General features: G+C 62.0%; 15 protein-coding genes and 1 riboswitch. Of the genes, 5 read left to right on the top strand and 10 right to left on the bottom strand.

Annotated features, from left to right (window positions below):
- Positions 1-8: 8 nt before the first annotated feature.
- Positions 9-569 (top strand): membrane integrity-associated transporter subunit PqiC, encoded by a 561-nt coding sequence (locus tag C4J90_RS04660; RefSeq protein ID WP_124419307.1) that lies wholly within the window; start codon positions 9-11, stop codon positions 567-569.
- A 12-nt stretch (positions 570-581) separates the two neighbouring features.
- Here the strand turns inward: C4J90_RS04660 and C4J90_RS04655 are convergent, their stop codons facing one another.
- The 5 genes from C4J90_RS04655 to C4J90_RS04635 all read right to left on the bottom strand — a co-directional run bounded on the left by C4J90_RS04655 (position 582) and on the right by C4J90_RS04635 (position 9,726).
- Complete coding sequence (locus C4J90_RS04655; protein WP_124419306.1) at positions 582-3,311, bottom strand: LuxR C-terminal-related transcriptional regulator; 2,730 nt, start codon at positions 3,309-3,311, stop codon at positions 582-584.
- Between the two features lie 253 nt (positions 3,312-3,564).
- On the bottom strand, positions 3,565-4,929 hold the full coding sequence (locus C4J90_RS04650) for a DUF1329 domain-containing protein (protein WP_124361342.1): 1,365 nt from the start codon (positions 4,927-4,929) through the stop codon (positions 3,565-3,567).
- A gap of 42 nt (positions 4,930-4,971) precedes the next feature.
- Complete coding sequence (locus tag C4J90_RS04645; protein WP_124361341.1) at positions 4,972-6,831, bottom strand: DUF1302 domain-containing protein; 1,860 nt, start codon at positions 6,829-6,831, stop codon at positions 4,972-4,974.
- Between the two features lie 333 nt (positions 6,832-7,164).
- Entirely contained in the window at positions 7,165-8,847 is a 1,683-nt protein-coding gene (locus C4J90_RS04640) for a fatty acid--CoA ligase (RefSeq protein ID WP_124419305.1), read from the bottom strand.
- A 246-nt stretch (positions 8,848-9,093) separates the two neighbouring features.
- The gene (locus C4J90_RS04635; RefSeq protein ID WP_124361339.1) at positions 9,094-9,726 is read right to left on the bottom strand and encodes a LysE family translocator; all 633 of its coding nucleotides are present in this window, start codon (positions 9,724-9,726) and stop codon (positions 9,094-9,096) included.
- An 84-nt stretch (positions 9,727-9,810) separates the two neighbouring features.
- Here C4J90_RS04635 and C4J90_RS04630 point away from each other — a divergent pair, with 84 nt between their 5' ends.
- From C4J90_RS04630 to C4J90_RS04620, 3 genes are all read left to right on the top strand, one after another.
- Complete coding sequence (locus tag C4J90_RS04630; protein WP_124415996.1) at positions 9,811-10,776, top strand: 2-hydroxyacid dehydrogenase; 966 nt, start codon at positions 9,811-9,813, stop codon at positions 10,774-10,776.
- A gap of 30 nt (positions 10,777-10,806) precedes the next feature.
- The gene (locus tag C4J90_RS04625) at positions 10,807-11,805 is read left to right on the top strand and encodes a class I SAM-dependent methyltransferase (RefSeq protein WP_124419304.1); all 999 of its coding nucleotides are present in this window, start codon (positions 10,807-10,809) and stop codon (positions 11,803-11,805) included.
- A 51-nt stretch (positions 11,806-11,856) separates the two neighbouring features.
- Positions 11,857-11,975: riboswitch (yybP-ykoY riboswitch) on the top strand.
- Positions 11,976-12,064: 89 nt separating this feature from the next.
- Entirely contained in the window at positions 12,065-12,649 is a 585-nt protein-coding gene (locus tag C4J90_RS04620) for a TMEM165/GDT1 family protein (protein ID WP_124361337.1), read from the top strand.
- A gap of 129 nt (positions 12,650-12,778) precedes the next feature.
- On the opposite strand, the gene C4J90_RS04615 is transcribed toward C4J90_RS04620, so the two are convergent.
- The 4 genes from C4J90_RS04615 to C4J90_RS04600 form a co-directional block, all read right to left on the bottom strand.
- On the bottom strand, positions 12,779-13,597 hold the full coding sequence (locus C4J90_RS04615; protein ID WP_124361336.1) for a M48 family metallopeptidase: 819 nt from the start codon (positions 13,595-13,597) through the stop codon (positions 12,779-12,781).
- Between the two features lie 93 nt (positions 13,598-13,690).
- On the bottom strand, positions 13,691-14,311 hold the full coding sequence (locus C4J90_RS04610) for an SOS response-associated peptidase (RefSeq protein ID WP_124413868.1): 621 nt from the start codon (positions 14,309-14,311) through the stop codon (positions 13,691-13,693).
- A 36-nt stretch (positions 14,312-14,347) separates the two neighbouring features.
- Positions 14,348-14,608 carry a putative signal transducing protein gene (locus tag C4J90_RS04605; RefSeq protein WP_124361334.1) on the bottom strand — a complete coding sequence of 87 codons (261 nt, stop codon included), beginning with the start codon at positions 14,606-14,608 and terminating at the stop codon, positions 14,348-14,350.
- Positions 14,609-14,623: 15 nt separating this feature from the next.
- On the bottom strand, positions 14,624-14,806 hold the full coding sequence (locus C4J90_RS04600) for a CPXCG motif-containing cysteine-rich protein (protein ID WP_124361333.1): 183 nt from the start codon (positions 14,804-14,806) through the stop codon (positions 14,624-14,626).
- Between the two features lie 133 nt (positions 14,807-14,939).
- On the opposite strand from C4J90_RS04600, the gene C4J90_RS04595 reads away from it, so the two are divergent.
- A complete protein-coding gene (locus C4J90_RS04595) occupies positions 14,940-16,103 on the top strand; it encodes a 1-acyl-sn-glycerol-3-phosphate acyltransferase (protein ID WP_177413387.1) in 1,164 nt (387 codons plus the stop codon).
- A 121-nt stretch (positions 16,104-16,224) separates the two neighbouring features.
- Here the strand turns inward: C4J90_RS04595 and C4J90_RS04590 are convergent, their stop codons facing one another.
- A complete protein-coding gene (locus C4J90_RS04590; protein ID WP_124413867.1) occupies positions 16,225-16,482 on the bottom strand; it encodes a hypothetical protein in 258 nt (85 codons plus the stop codon).
- Positions 16,483-16,637 lie beyond the last annotated feature (155 nt).

The raw sequence follows: 16,637 nt of genomic DNA, 5'->3' as shown, positions 1-16,637 counted from the left end.
GAGCCGCCATGACAGTGCCGTTGAGAATCACCCTGGTGACCGCCCTGCTACTGCTCGCGGCATGCCGCAGCGAGCCGATTGCATTCCATACCCTGACCCCGGCGCACTGGGATAACGCCACTCGCACGGAGGGGGGTGGCATCAGCATTGAAAGCATCACTGTGCCGCCCCAAGTCGACCGCGCACAGATCGTGATCCGCCAGGGCGACAGTGGCCTGGCGATCCTCGAAACCCAGTGGTGGGCCGCCACCCTCGCCGATGAGCTGAGGAGCGCGCTGGTCGACCAGTTGGCCGGCAGCGATACCCGACAAGCCGTGTCATTGCGCGTGGAAGTACAGCGCTTCGATTCGGTGCCTGGGCAATACGCGCTGCTCGATGTGCGTTGGCGCCTCAGGCCGGCTGGCGGCGGTGATCGCCCTGCGCTGACCTGCCGCTCGACCTTGCAGTCACCGGCGGGCCCGAGCATCGATGACGTGGTGGTGGCGCACCAGAACAACCTCAAGCGCTTCGCCGCGCTGATCAACCGCGCTGCAGGCTCGTCCCTGAAGCAGTGCCCGAGCGCGCAGTGAACGGTGGCGCAATCAGCTCAGCAAGCCCATCGACTTGGCGCGCGCCACCGCCTGGGTGCGGCGCTCCACGCCCAGCTTGCTGTTGATATGGCTGGCGTGGGTTTTCACTGTGTGCAGGGAAATGAACAACTGGTTGCTGATCTCCTGGTTTGAACAGCCTTGGGCGATCAACTGCAGGACCGCCAGCTCCCGTGTACTCAGGGTTTCATGGTGAGGCGCGATCGCAACGACGGCGCTTGCCGGTAGCAGCGCCAGCAAGGCCTGGTGCAACGGCTGATGGGGCGGCTTGCCCAACTGCTCGCGCAGCCAATCCGGATAGTCCTCGAGCAACCGCTGGAACGGTTGCAACGCGCCGCCCGCGCCGGCTTCGAGTGCGCGGGCCAATACCGGCCTGGCCTTGGCTTCCTGGCCACACGCCAGCAGCACCTGGGCCTGCTGGGTCAGCGCCATCAGGGCAATCATCTGGCGGCCACTGCCGAGCGCCTGTTGCGCCAGGTCATCAAGCCGTCGCAATGCCCTATCGGGTTGATGGCGAATGGCATCCAGCGCGGCCTGTTGCAGCTCCACATGTTGGGGCAAGTGCGGATGAAACTCCGGTGCGGCGGCCGCCTGCTCGCCCGTGTAGGTTTGCCCCAGCCGCGTCAACCAGGCATCGGCCAGGTCGGTACGGTCCTGGGCCAGCCACAGCTCGCATTTTATCAGGGTGATCATCGCCAAGTAGTAGATCGGCGGCACGTCCCAGATATGCATCAAGCGCTCAGCCTCGGCCAACTCGGCAAAGGCAGCGGAGAAATCGCCTCGCCGCCCTTCGAAGCTGGCGATCACGCAATGCCCGATCAGCACACTGATATCCCGGCAGGCACGGGCTTCGGTCAGGCCAGCACGCAAACGCGCAAGCCCGGCTTCGGGCTGGTAACGCAGCAGCAGCAGGTAGCCTTCATACAACGACAACCGCGCGCGTACGGCGTAGAGCCGCTGGGGTGCCAGCCCCTGCAGGCGCAGCAGGCCCTGGCGCACTTCGTCGAGGGCGCGCAGGATCTCGCCCCGCGCCTGCAGCACCCGCGCCCGGTCGTAATGGGCCAAGGCTTCAAACAGCGGGTTGCCGACGCGCTGCGCCAGTTCCAGGGATTCGCGGTTCAGGCCACGAGCCCGCCACAGATCGGCATCGACGATCGCCAGGTTGGAGAGCGTCGACAGGCACATCAAACGCTGGCCATAACGCTTGTGCGGCAGACTCTCCAACGCCTCGTTGCAATAGCGCAGGGTCAATTCGCGGTCCCCTCGCCCACGGGCGATGATCCCGCTCAGTGCCAGCCATTGGGCCAGCATGGATTTTTGCGCGGTGGCCGACGGCGCCGGCAGGAAGCGACTGAGGTAGCCGGACAGCTCCTGCGCCGCATCCAACTGGCACGCCAGCCCCAGCGCCCAGCTGTACAGCACGATCAAGCGCGGGGTGCTGATCAACAGGCTGTCGGGCAAGTCCATCTTCCAGCGCAGCAGCATGCCGACATTCTGCTCGGCCAGCAGCTGTTCTTCGGAGAGGTTCTGCACCAGGTTCGCCGCCACATCCAGGTGCCCGGCCCGCAGCGCCTGCTCCACCGCCTCATCGATCAGGCCCTGGGCGTTGAACCAGCGACAGGCGCGCAGGTGCAGACTGGCCAACGGTAACGTGGCGCTCTTTTCGCGGCGGGCGCGCAACAGGTCGGAAAACAAGTGGTGATAACGGTACCAGTGACCGTGTTCATCCAGCGGCACCAGAAACACCTGATGGGCCTGCAGGTAGCGCAGGATTTCCGGGCTGTCATGGGCCTCGCGGACCGCATCGCACAGCTCGCTGCAAAAGCGCTCCTGGGGTGCGGTGTCGTAGAGGAACGCTTGCACCTCTGCAGGCAGGCAGTCGATGACTTCTTCCAGCAAGTAATCGCGAATCAGCCCTTCGCCACCGTTCAGGTCCTGCGGCAGGGCGCCGTCATTGCCGGCTTCGGAAGCCGCCAGCAGCCAGAAGCGCAGCCCGGCGACCCAGCCCTCGCTGCGGCGAATCAGGTTTTCCAGGGCCTCGCCCCGTAACGAACTGCTGTGCCGGTCCAGCACAGCCAGGGATTCGTCATGGGTCAGGCGCAGGTCTTGCTCATGCAATTCCAACAGGTGCCGCGACAGGCGCAGGCGCGCCAGGTGCCAATCCGGGCGCTGGCGGCTGGTGACCAGCACCACCAGGCCAGCGGGCAAATGATTGAGAAAAAACTGCAGGCAACGGTCCAGCACCGGCCCCTGGGCCAGGTGGTAGTCATCCAGCACCAGTAACAGCGGCGCCTTGACGGACAGGTGCACCGTCAGCTCATCGAGCAGGCCATCGAGCCATTCTTCAAAGGCGAAGGGTTGGTGACGCTGACGCATTTTCAGCAGGCCCAGTGACTGGGCGCCGAGTTGCGGGAAGTACTGGCGCAAGCCTTCGAGCAGGCGCTCGAGAAAACGGCCAGGGTCGCTGTCCCGTGGGCTCAGGCCCAGCCACAGGTTTTGCCAGTGGGCGGGCAGGCTCTGGCAGAACTCCACCGCCAGGGAACTCTTGCCAAACCCCGCCGGCGCGCTGACCAGCAACAGTCGCCCTTCCAGGCCGGCGCCCAGGCGTTCGCACAGGCGTGGGCGCAGCACGTAGCCGTCAGGCAGCGGCGGCCTGTAGAAACGGCCTTCCAGGGTCGGAATCACCGCGCTGGCAGGCCCTTGGATTCGGGACAGATCAGTCATCGCCGGGCTCTTGTAGAAGGCTGTTGTCGGCACTGCAGATGTCCGCAGACTAGCGGTAAAAGCGGCTGGATTGTAGATCTTTGCAACAAATGCCTGAAAAAGAACTGCGACAAAAAATATCCCGCAAACGCCCCAAACAAAAATGTGGGAGGGGGCTTGCCCCCGATGGCGGTGTGTCAGCCAACGCTTAGTTGACTGAACCACCGCTATCGGGGCAAGCCCCCTCCCACAGGGGTATCAACATAGGTTCAGGTTAGCGCACGCCATCCTGGCGCAGGGCCGCTGGAGTGAAGTCGCTGGTGGTGGCGGTGAAGCCGAAGTCATAAGCCTGTTTCTCTTCGTTCTTCATGCCCAGGGCCAGGTAGCGGCCGGACTGCAGGTCGTAGAGGGTTTCCAGGGCATACCACGGCACCTGCTTGTCGTAGTAGTTCTCGGCATGGGCTTCGGCGACGCGCCACAGTTGGCCACGGCCGTCGTAGTGGTCGATCACCGCCGCTTGCCAGGTGTCTTCGTCGATGAAGAAGTCACGCTTGGCGTAGATGTGCCGCTGGCCTTCCTTCAAGGTCGCGACCACATGCCAGACACGGCGCAGCTCATAGCGCGCCAGATCCTGGTTGATATGGCCGGCCTTGATGATGTCGGCGTACTTGAGTTTCGGATCATCGATCTTGTAGCTGTTGGAGGCGATGTAGATTTCCTTCTTGCCTTCCAGTTTCCAGTCGTAGCGGTCCGGCGCGCCGTTGTACATGTCGAGGTTGTCGGAAGTACGCAGGCCATCGGCGGCAGTCCCCGGCCCGTCATAGGACACTTGCGGTGCCCGGCGCACACGGCGCTGACCGGCGTTGTAGACCCACGCCGAACGCGGCTCCTTCACTTGGTCGAGGGTTTCGTGCACCAGCAGTACACCACCGGCCAGGCGCGCCGGCGCGGTGACTTGCTGCTTGAAGTAGAACAGCACGTTGCCTGGGTTTTTCGGGTCGAAGTCCTTCATCTTGTCGCGGAACACGAACTGATCGCGAAAGTACACCAGGCTGTAGGAACCGTTGGTTTGCGGTGTGGCCTGGGTGACCAGGCGGGTGACGCTGCCCCCGCGATAACGGGTGATGTGGTTCCAGATGACTTCCACGCCGCTTTTCGGAATCGGGAACGGCACGGCCGTCTCGAAGTTTTCCAGGCCGTTGCCGCCAGACACCAGGTTGGTGGTGGTGGCGTTTTTCTTGATCGCGGCGAACACCTCCGCCGGCACCGTGGCGCCGCGATGGGTCGGATAGACCGGCATCTTGAACGAGTCCGGGTAACGCTTGAACATCGCGTACTGCCCCGGCGCCAGCTTGTCTTTGTATTGCTCGACGTTTTGCGCGGTGATGGTGAACTGCGGTTGTTCGCTGGCATAAGGGTTGGCCAGGAAGCCTTTGGCATCCACGGCGCCCGCGTTGGTCGCCATCGGCGTCCATTTCGGGATGGTGCCGGCCGCGTTACCGGCCATTTCGGCGCCCATCGGGGTCAAGCTGGTGCCGAGCTTGGCTGCTTCATCGGCCGAGACCGCCGCCATGACGTTGCTCGCCAGGATCGACAGCCCAAGCACACCCACGTGCAACAGACTTTTAGTTATTTTCATACTCTGGTCTTCCTGAATACATGCCACTTGAAAAGAGTGTGCTTAGAAGTTGGCGCCAAAGCTCAACGCGACAAAGTCACGGTCATCCACGGTGCTGAACTTGCCACCAAAGAAGTTGGTGTAGGCCAGGCTCGCGGTGTAGGTGTTCTGGTATTCGGCATCCAGGCCCAGACTGACCGCCTTGCGCCCTTCTTCGAAGTTGGCGCCAGGGCCCGGCGAGTAACCTTTGACGTCATGGGACCAGACCACGTTGGGCTTGAGGTTGACGCCGGCGAACACGTCCGGGTATTCCCAGATGGCACGGGCGCGATAACCCCAGGAGGTTGCCGTGGTATAGCCGTCGTTGTTGCAGTTGGTGTTCAGGCCCGCCGCATTGGGCAAGCCGGCGCCGTTGGCGGTGGAGTTGTTAAGCGCGTTGCAGAACCCACCTGGCAAGGTGCCGGGACCGAATACCGGGTCGCGGCCGTAGCGCGCCTGGGATTTGCTTTCCAGGCCACCCACGTGGGTCACGCCGATTTCACCCACGGTGGTCAGGCGGCTGGCGCCCATTACCTGGTCGAAGAAGTGCGTGAAGGTGGTCTGGAACTGGGTCACTTCCTTGCGGTTGTAACCGTGCAGGTCCTGGCCTGGCGAGCCCTTGAGCACCGACGCGTTGCCAAAGCCCGGAATCGGCGTGACGCCGGCAAACAGGATATCAGTGGTGCTCAACTGCACCGGCGCGTTCGGACGGTAGCTCAACTCACCGCTCCAGGCGGTGCCGGTAGGCAGGGTGGTGGAGAAGCTCAAACCGTAGAGGCGGATATCTTCCGGGTACTCGACGAAGTAGTTGGAGCTGCCCGCCACGATCAACGGACGCAAGGCCCCCAGCGGACCCAGTGGACGGGTGTAGGCCGACGACGGCGCACCCTGTGCACTGAAGATCGGCGCACGGCTGTGGTAGTTCATGAAGTAGGCGCCGAATTCGGTATCCAGCGGCTCGAAGTTGTAGTGCATGGCCATGCCGAACTGGCCGCTGTCGCGGGCATCGCGGTCCGGGCCACGGCGCACGAGTACGCCTTCGCTGTTCACGTCCACACCCAGGGCGCCCAACGTCGGCAATGCGGCGGCGGGGATGGTCGAGCGCTTGTTCAGTACCCGCAGGTTATTGCTGCAGCCATCGGAAATCACGTCCGGCTGGGAGAAGAAGGTGCCGCAGTTATCGGTGACGGTCTGGTCCCATTCCAGCTGGTAAAACGCCTCGGCCGACAGGTTGTCGGTGAGTGTCTGGGACACGTAGAACATGTTGACCGGAATCAGGCCTTCCTTGATTTCGGCCCCTGGACGACGAAACGCCGACACGTCGATCGGGTTGATGGAGTTGATACCGCCGCCAATGAAGGTGCTTTCGCCCCAGCTCACCACCTGCTTGCCAAACCGCACGGAACCCGGTGCGTCGGCGATCGAGTAGTTGTGGTAGACGAACGCATCGAGGATCTGCCCGCCCGATGATTTGGCGCCTTCCTTGCGGTTGTTGTCGCTGATGTCCTTGAACAGACGGCTTTCGTCCTTGAGCTCAAAGTCGTACCAGTACTTGCCACGCACAAACACACCGGTGTCGCCGTACTTCAGTTCCAGGTCGTGGATGCCCTTGAAAATCTTCGAGAACGTTTCTCCGCGCTTGAAGTTCAGGTGCCCGTCATCGGAGGTCTGGGACAAGCCCTTGCCGCCGTTGTTGGCGCCGATAAGGTCGCGATTGGCCTTGGACGTGCTCCAACTGGCGCCTACCGACAGGGATGAGTCAAAACTCCCTTCGATTTCACCGATGTTGAAACTGACGCCGAATGCGGGCCCGGCGAGCGTAGAAGCGAGACTGACGGCCAGGGGCAGTCGTGCCCGGCGCCAGAACTGGTTTACTGAGGTCATCGACGCTACTCCATGTGCATTTTATTGTTATGGCAGTGAGCTCTTTCGGAAGATGCATGTAACGGCCGGGATACAACGATTCCAATGCCGAGCGACAACCAGGCGACCCTCGCCCGAAGCGCAACATCCACGAAAAACTCTGGAAGGGACTATAGCCAGCAGGGGGTAGTGCTTGATCCCTCTAAAGTGTGATTTGCATCACCAACCCGTCTGCCACGACCCTTTCGCCACGCCGACGAAGGTCGACGCGGCAAGGATGGCTGAAATTCGGCAAATCACAAGTAAAGGCTTGAGATAGAGCAGCGCGCGCCCGAACGGGCGCGGCGAGCGGTGTCAGAGGGTCGACAGGAAGGTGCTGTTGTTGGCCTGCCATTGGATGATGTCGATACGGATACGTTTTTTGTCGAGCTTGCCGACGCTGGTCTTGGGAATTTCCGTAACAACGGCGATCTGGCTCGGAATCGCCCACTTGCTCAAGTGGCCCAATTCAACGAACGGCTTGAGGTGTTCCTTGAGCTCACGGGCGCCTATCACATGGCCATCACGCAGCACCAACAGGGCAAACGGGCGCTCGCCCCACTGCGGGTCGGCAATGCCCACCACCGCTACTTCACGTACCGCCGGGTGACGGCTGACCAAGTCTTCCAGGGCCAGCGAGGAGATCCATTCGCCACCGGTCTTGATCACGTCCTTGATGCGGTCACGGATATCGATCACGCCGAACGCGTCCAGGGTGGCGACATCGCCGGTGTGCATCCAGCCACCGGCCCACAGCTCGGCGCCCTTTTGCGGCTCGTTGTAATAGCCTTCGGTGAGCCAGGGCGCACGCAGTACCAGTTCGCCCTGGGATTCGCCGTCGGCAGGCAGAAAGTTGCCGTCGGTGTCCATGATCGCCGCTTCCACCAACGGGCCGGGCACGCCAGCCTTGATGCGATAGGTGGTGCGTTCATCTTCGCTGCCGGCCATCAGCTCGTCATTGAGGTGGGCACAGGACACCAGCGGCCCGGTCTCGGACATCCCGTACGCGGCCGTCAACTGAATGCCACGGGCCTTGGCGGCTTCGTACAGCGAACGGTTGAGCGCGCTGCCGCCGATGACGATTTTCCAACCGCCGAAATCCACGCCCTGGGCGGCCTTGGCATTGAGCACCATTTGCAGGATGGTCGGCACGCAGTGCGAAAAGGTGACCTTTTCCTGGCGCCACAGCGCCACCAGGTATTCGGGGTCGTAGCGGCCGGGGTAGACCTGCTTCAGGCCGAGCATGGTCGCCACATACGGCAGGCCCCAGGCGTGTACGTGGAACATCGGCGTGATCGGCATGTACACGTCGTTGGTGCCAAGCAAACGCACGCTGTCGACGCTGCCCATGATGGTCGCCACGCCGATGGTGTGCAGCACCAGTTGGCGGTGGGTGAAATACACGCCCTTGGGATTGCCGGTGGTACCGGTGGTGTAGAAGGTGGTGGCAACGGAATTCTCGTCGAAATCCTCGAAGGTGTACGTCGGGCTCGCTGCGGCCAGCAGGGTTTCGTACTCGCCCACCAGGTTGGGCAGGTCAGCGGTCTTGCTGTCGTCGTCGGTGATCAGCAAGGTCTTGTCGACGCTGGTGAGTTGCCCGGCGAGGGCCTGGTAAAGCCCAACGAACTCGCTGTTGACCAGCACAAAGCGGTCGTCGGCGTGGTTCATGGTGTAGAGGATCTGTTCCGGCGACAGGCGCACGTTGATGGTGTGGATCACCGCGCCGATCATCGGGATGGCGAACATGCATTCCAGGTAACGATGGCTGTCCCAATCCATCACCGCCACCGTGTCACCGGCCTTGACCCCTGCTTCGGTCAGCACATTGGCCAGGCGCGCGACGCGCTCGATCAAGGTCGGGTAGGTGTAGCGCAGTTTGTCGCGGTAGATGATTTCCCGGGTCTTTTCGTAACGGGTCCCGGACATCAACAGGCGTTTGATCAACAGCGGGTACTGGTAAGCGCCTTCGGCGGGGGGAATGACACGGGTCTGCAACATACGAATCCCTTTTATGACTGCGCGGTCTTGGCGTGAAGACCTGCACTGTAGAGACGTTATGTTTCAACCAAATCAGCCAAAGGAATGATTTGCAGGGCCCAGCAAATGCTAGCTTTTAGCCATCATCTTGAACCCACTGAGGTCCAATGTGGGAGGGGGCTTGCCCCCGATAGCGGTGTGTCAACCAAGCATTCATTAGCTGATCCACCGCCATCGGGAGCAAGCCCCCTCCCACACAGATCAGGTTTACTTCATGCTGGTAAACGCCAGCTTCACCCCGATCGCAATCAGCACCGCGCCCATGGTGCGATCAAACCAATGCCCCATCTTCGCAAACCCGGCGCGCACGCGCTGCTGACTGAACAGCATGGCCACCAGGCAAAACCACAGCGCCGTCGCCACCGCCAGATACACGCCATAACCGGCCTGCACCGCCAACGGTGTGTGCGGGTTGATCACCACCGTGAACAGCGACAGGAAAAACAGCGTGGCCTTGGGGTTCAAGCCGTTGGTCACAAAACCCGCCGTGAACGCGCCGCGTGGGGTGCGCTCGCCTGCCTCGCGATGCAGTTCGCCATCGGCCACGGGCTTGGCCGGCTGCGCGCGCAGCGCCTTGAAGCCGATATACAGCAGGTAGGCCGCTGCCGCCCATTTCAGCGCATTGAACAGCACGATGGACTGGGACACGATCAAGCCGATGCCCAGCAGCGAGTAACCGACATGCAGAAAAATCGCCGAACCGACGCCCAGCGCGGTCCAGGTACCGGCGCGCCGACCGTGGGTCACGCTTTCGCGCACCACTACGGCGAAGTCCGGCCCAGGGCTGGCCACCGCCAACAGGTGAATCAAAGCTACGGTTAAAAACTCGGCGACGTACATGCGCGCTCCCTGAAGTAACGGATTATTTCATCTGATAGGCTCAGCAGATTACGCCTTCAAACCTCGTCGCAAAAGGTACAGTTGATCATGAACAATCGCCGCGCCGTCTTCCTCGATCACCCCTCCCTGGACCTCGGCGACCTCGACCTCAGCGGCCTACGCGACTGCTTCAGCGAGCTGCAGCTGTTCGAGCAGACCACGCCGCAGAATGTGCTCGAACGCTTGCAGGGCGCTCACGTCGCCATCAGCAACAAAATCCCGCTCAACGCCGAGACTCTGGCGGCCTGCCCCGACCTCAAGCTGATCCTGGTGTCGGCCACCGGCACCAACAACATCGACCTCGACGCCGCCCGCGCCCAAGGCATCACCGTGAGTAACTGCCAGGGCTACGGCACGCCGTCGGTGGCCCAGCACACACTCATGCTGCTGCTCAACCTCGCCACGCGCCTGAACGACTATCAACGGGATGTGGCCGCGGGCAAATGGCAGCAGGCCAGGCAGTTCTGCCTGCTGGACTACCCGATTGTCGAGCTGGAAGGCAAAACCCTCGGCCTGCTCGGGCATGGCGAGCTGGGCAGTGCCGTGGCGCGCCTGGCCGAAGCCTTCGGCATGCGCGTGATGCTCGGCGCGATTCCCGGGCGCCCTGCCCGCGCCAACCGCGTGCCGCTGGATGAACTGCTGGCGCAGGTCGATGCGCTGACCTTGCATTGCCCGCTCAACGAGCACACCCGCGACCTTATCGGCGCGCGCGAACTGGCGCTGCTCAAGCCCGGCGCGTTTGTCGTCAACACTGCACGCGGTGGCTTGATCAACGAACAGGCGCTGGCCGATGCGCTGCGCAGCGGGCACCTGGGCGGTGCGGCCACGGATGTGCTGAGTGTCGAGCCTCCGGTCCAGGGCAACCCGCTGCTGGCCGGTGACATTCCTCGGCTGATCGTCACGCCCCATAACGCCTGGGGCAGCCGTGAAGCGCGGCAACGGATCGTCGGGCAATTGCGCGAAAACGCCCTGGGCTTTTTCAACGGTGCCCCGCTTCGCGTCTTCAGTTGATAAACTGCGCCCCTTTTCAAGGAGCAGACCATGGATCCGCGCAGTGAAGTACTGCTTCGCCAGGCCGAACTTTTTCAAGGCAACCTGCTGCTGGTCGGTTTGCCGGCCGACGATTTGCTCGGGCGCCTGCCCGATGCCCACGGTTGGTGCTGGCATGCCGGCGATCAGGCGGCGCTTGCGGCGCGTTTTCCCGAGCGCAGCCAGTTCGGCGTGACTGTGCCTGAGCGCGCATTCGATGCGGCGGTGATTTTCCTGCCCAAGTCCAAAGACCTCACCGACTACCTGCTCAACGCCGTGGCCGCGCGCCTGCCCGGTGCCGAACTGTTTCTGGTCGGCGAGAAAAAAGCCGGCATCGAAAGCGCCGCCAAGCAGATGATCCCCTTCGGCAAACCGCGCAAATTGGATAACGCGCGGCATTGTCAGCTTTGGCAAGTCACGGTGGGCAACGCGCCGCAAGCGCTCGAACTGGATAGCCTGGCGCAGATCTTCGACGTACCGCTCGCCGACGGGCCGCTCAAGGTAGTGAGCCTGCCAGGCGTGTTCAGCCATGGCCGCCTGGACCGTGGCACCGAACTGTTGCTGGCACACCTGGACAAGCTGCCCAGCGGGCATTTGCTCGACTTTGGTTGCGGCGCCGGCGTATTGGGCGCTGCGGTAAAACGTCGCTATCCGCATAACACCGTGACGCTGCTCGATGTGGACGCCTTCGCCGCCGCCAGCAGTCGCCTGACCCTGGCTGCCAATGGTCTGGACGCCGAAGTGTTGACCGGTGACGGCATCGACGCCGCGCCGATGGGCTTGAACGCGATTCTGAGCAACCCACCGTTCCATGTCGGGGTGCACACCGATTACTTCGCTACGGAAAACTTGCTGCGAAAAGCAGCAAAACATCTGGCAAAAGGCGGCGAACTGCGCCTGGTCGCCAACAGTTTCCTGAAGTACCAGCCGCTGATCGAAGAGCATTTGGGCATCTGCGCCGTCAAAGCCGAAGGCAATGGTTTTCGCATCTATCGGGCCAAGCGTCCCTGACGGGCGTTTGAAAAAGAAGGCTTGCCGAATGGGTTTTGCCTAGGCAGAATCCGCTCCGTCCTAGGGGAGTAGTCTCCCACGAGCCCACGCTCGTCCGGCATACGTCAACATACTTGGTCAGCAGACCATGGCGTATGCGACCCAGGAGTCCGCACAGACGGACCGGGGTTTGACAAGACCTATGACACGCACACCTTACCCGGGGCGGGAAGGCTGTACGTGTCATAGCCGTGTCGACCCGCCCCTGGAAACCTACCTGATGCTGGATTCACTGCTCGTACCTACCGCAATCGTTGCCCTGGCCGAAATCGGCGACAAGACGCAACTGCTCGCGCTCATTCTCGCTGCTCGCTTTCGCAAGCCCTGGCCCATCATCGCCGGCATCGTCGCCGCGACCCTGGCCAACCATGCGGCTGCCGGTGCGGTAGGCGCCTGGTTCGGGAGTTTCTTCTCCGATGCGGTGCTGCACTGGATTCTCGCGGCCAGCTTCTGTGCCACGGCGCTGTGGACACTGGTGCCGGACAAACTCGACGATGACGAAGCCAGCACCACGCGCAAGTTCGGGCCATTCCTGACCACGCTGATTGCATTTTTCATCGCGGAAATCGGCGACAAGACCCAGATCGCCACGGTGATGCTGGCCGCGCAATACCCGGAACTATGGCTGGTGATTATCGGCACTACGCTGGGGATGTTGATTGCCAACGTGCCGGTGGTGCTGGCGGGGAATTTTGCGGCGGAGAAGCTGCCGTTGACGTTGATTCGTCGGCTGGCCGCAACGGCGTTTTTCGTACTGGCGATCGTAGCGGTCTACAAGGCCATGCAAAGCAGCGGCTGGATCTGAATCTGCAAACCCAATCCAATGTGGGAGGGGGCTTGCCCCCGATAGCGGAGTGTCAGTCAACAGATGCATTGACTGAGGCACTGCCATCGGGGGCAAGCCCCCCTCCCACATTTTGATCTCAGTCAGGCTTCAGGATTTTTTGGCCTGCTGATAGAGCGGCATCACCTTCGGAATCGCCGCCTGCAACGAAGCAATACGGCTGTCGGAAGCCGGGTGCGTGCTCATGAACTCCGGTGGCGCGCCTTCCGAAGCCTTGGCCATCTTGTTCCACAGCGTGATGGCGGCGTTCGGGTTGTAGCCGGCGCGGGCGGCCAGCTCCAGGCCGATCAGGTCGGCTTCGTTCTCATTGCTGCGGCTGTTGGGCAAGGTCATGCCATAGTTGGCCACGGTATCGGCCAGCGCCAGGCTGTCCTGGCCCAGGCCGAACAATGCACCGGCGCCCTGCTTGGCCATCTCGATGCCGTAGGCCTTGGACATGGCTTCGCGGCCGTGTTCACGCAAGGCGTGGGCGATTTCATGGCCCATCACGGCGGCCAGTTCGTCATCGGTGAGCTTGAGGTTGTCGATCAACGCGCTGTACACCAGGATCTTGCCACCCGGCCCGCAGTTGGCGTTCATCTCATCGCTCTTGATCAGGTTCACTTCCCACTTCCATTGCGCCGCATCCGGGCGGAAGGTCGGCGCCTGGGCGATCAGGCGATTGGCAATGGCCTGCACGCGCTTGGCGTTGGCGCTGGTCTTGTCCAACACGCCTTTGCCACTCGCCTCACCCAGGGTCTGCTGGTAGGACTGGGCGTACATCTGGTCGACTTCCTGGCTCGACAGCATGCTGAACATGTACTGCTTGCGCTCAACCCCAACCGCGCCGCCGCTGGTGGTATTGACCGACTGACACCCGGCCAGCAGCATCGCTGCCACCAACCCGCTTACCGCCAATGACTTCTTCATGAACACTCTCCCTGAAAACATGGCGCGTATCGTAGGCGTACATTTGTATCGGCGCCAGATACATCAGACATTTAACTGCTGAATGTCGACGGTTCAAGCCGGGGTCAGGCACTCCGGACCATTGAGCTTGGGATCATTGACCATATTGGCCAGGACCCGCTCGCGCAAAGCGCCGGGCTCACTGGCCAGAAGACCTTGCAGCACCGCCAGCGGTGTCGCGGGGTCCAGCCAGGCGGCCTGCCCCGCCTCATCCAGGATCAATGGCCGGCGCTGAGCCTGTGCAGCTTGCGTGACCACCGCCGTACTCAACCACACCTGCTCCTGCACCGGATACGCTTCCCAGATCGCCGCGAAAAACAACGTGGAGCCCTCCCCCGGCGTCAGCCAGTACGGGCGTTTGCGCTGGGTGCCGCGCCATTCGTAAAATCCGTTGGCCGGCAGCAGGCAACGACGTTGGCGAAACGCTTCGCGAAACATCGGTTGCTCGGCCAGGGTTTCGGCGCGGGCATGGGCCGGCGTGCGGGACAGGTCAGTGAGCCAGGGCGGCGTCAGGCCCCAACGTGCGCGCGCCAGGGTGAGCTGGCCGTCGAGGGCGCGCTGGATCAGCACCGAATCATTGGGGGAAATATTCCACTGGGCCTGCTGGTCGGCCGGGAACCCCGGCAAGGCAGCAAAAGCGGGGTTCCAGCGAAACAGGGCATAACGTCCACACATGGGGCAACACGACTCTTGGGTAAACCGACCGACAGCCTAACAGACCAATACGTCGGGGAAGCTGTCGGGTTCGTCGCCGGGCAAGGGTTGCGCGGCGTTATAGGCGGTGATGAGTTCGCGGGCGTAGGCGGCCTGATCATTGTCGACCTCCAGCCCCAGCAAGCCGAAGATCGGCAGTTCGCCCGTGCCACCGAGCAAATGGCGCCCCACCAGGTGCGCCTCGATTCCTTCGCTGGCGAGCATCTGTTGCAGCAGCTCGCCTTCCATGAGGTTTTCCGGTTCGTAGATTCGCTGCATCGCATTACCTGTTGTTTATTCGTTCTCGCTGCGGGTCTCGAGCATCCACTCGTCATCATGCACCTGCAGGTTGAAACTGATCGGCCTGCAGCACACCTGACAGTCCTCGATGTAAACCTGATCACCGCCGGACAAGTCCACCGTCGTTTCGACCGTTTCACCACAATAAGGACAATCGTACAGCGCAGTTTCCAGCATCGCAGTCTCCTGAGTGACTTGTGCGTATAATCGCCGGTCTATTTACAGGGTGATATTTCGGCTGAGCCCATTACTCAGGCCGCACCCTGGTATTTCCTCTACTTACCCTAGCCGTTTCTAACAAGAGAGCATGATGGGCGAATTCGATACCATCCGACCTTACAACGACAGCGAAGTCCCGGCAGTGCTGGACCGGCTGTTCCGTGACAAGGCCTTTCTGGACATCCTGACCCACTTCCGCTTCCCGCGCTTCGCCGGCGCGCTGGGCTGGCTGCTCAAGCCGATGATCGCGCGCAAACTGCGCCGTGAATTCGCCGGTGTCACCACCGTGGCGACGCTGCAGGATAAAGTCGAGTATTACGTCGACCATACCATCGACCGCGCGACTGACGGCGTCACCTATACCGGCGTCGAGCAATTGAAATCCGGCAGCGCCTACCTGTTTCTGGCCAACCACCGCGACATCGTGATGGACCCGGCCTTCGTCAACTACGCCGTCTACCATGCCGGCCTGCCGACGCCGCGCATCGCCATCGGCGACAACCTGCTGCAAAAGCCGTTTGTCAGCGACCTGATGCGCTTGAACAAGAGCTTCATCGTGCACCGCTCGATCACCGGGCGAAAGGAAAAGATGGCGGCCTACCAGTTGCTGTCGGCCTACATCAACCATTCGATCCGCAACGACTGCCAGTCGATCTGGATCGCCCAGGCCGAAGGTCGGGCAAAGGATGGGGATGATCGCACCGAATCGGCGATCCTCAAGATGTTCCACGTCAGCCGCAAGGACGAGCCGTTCGCCGAAGTCATCCAGTCGTTGAACCTGACGCCGGTGTCGATCAGCTACGAGTACGATCCGTGCGACGCCGCCAAGGCCCGCGAGCTGTATATCCGCGCCACCACCGGCACCTACTGCAAGGCGCCGGGCGAGGATGACGTGAGTATTGCGCTGGGCATCACCGGCTACAAAGGCCGGGTGCACGTGAACTTCGCGCCGCCAATTACCGAGCACTTCGAAGACACCAAGCTGCTGGCTGCCGAAATGGACCGCCAGATCCTGGGCGGTTATCGGTTGTTCCCGGTGCACTACCTGGCGTATGCCCAATGGAACGATGCCGACCCACAACTGCAAGTGCCCAAGGCCGCAGACGTATTCCCGGCCGACGAACTGGCCAAGGCGAAGGCGGAGTGGGAGCGGCGCTTGCACGAATGCCCATCCGAGCATCGTCCGTACCTGGTGACGCAATATGCGACGCCGGTGCGTAATCAATATCGGGTAAAAGCCGGAATTCCTTTGTAAACACCGATCAAAAAATGTGGGAGGGGGCTTGCTCCCGATAGCGGTGGGTCAGCCAGTGGATATATCGACTGGCACACCGTCATCGGGGGCAAGCGCCCTCCCACATTTTGCTCCGGTGTCTTTAAAGGTGGGTGCTGAGCCAGGATAGAACCAGCGCCAGCCCCAGGCCCGCAAACCCGACGCGGTAAGCCTGGCGATAGGCCCGTTCGGTGCGCGTATCCAGAAACAGCATCGGTTGGTCTATGGCCCGCTCTTCGCTGCGCAGCGCGAGGTCGGCCATCGCACGCTGCGCGCGCAGGCGGGTCAGGAACAGCACTACGGCGCCCGAGCAGGCAATCAATAGGGCTACAGCATTGATGAGCAGCGCGGGCAACGCCATCGCAAACCTCGGCGAAACAGTATTCGGGTATCGGTCCAGATACAAACCTGAACGATAGTGGCTTCCTGCGCCGTTACTGCTCCCTCCCCGTTGACGGCTAATGTATCCAGTAATTTACAGCGTCACCTGAACGTCACCTTAACAAGCCACTCTGA

Source organism: Pseudomonas sp. R2-60-08W, from assembly GCF_003852335.1.
Classification (GTDB): domain Bacteria; phylum Pseudomonadota; class Gammaproteobacteria; order Pseudomonadales; family Pseudomonadaceae; genus Aquipseudomonas.
This window is presented reverse-complemented; position numbering and strand designations above follow the sequence as displayed.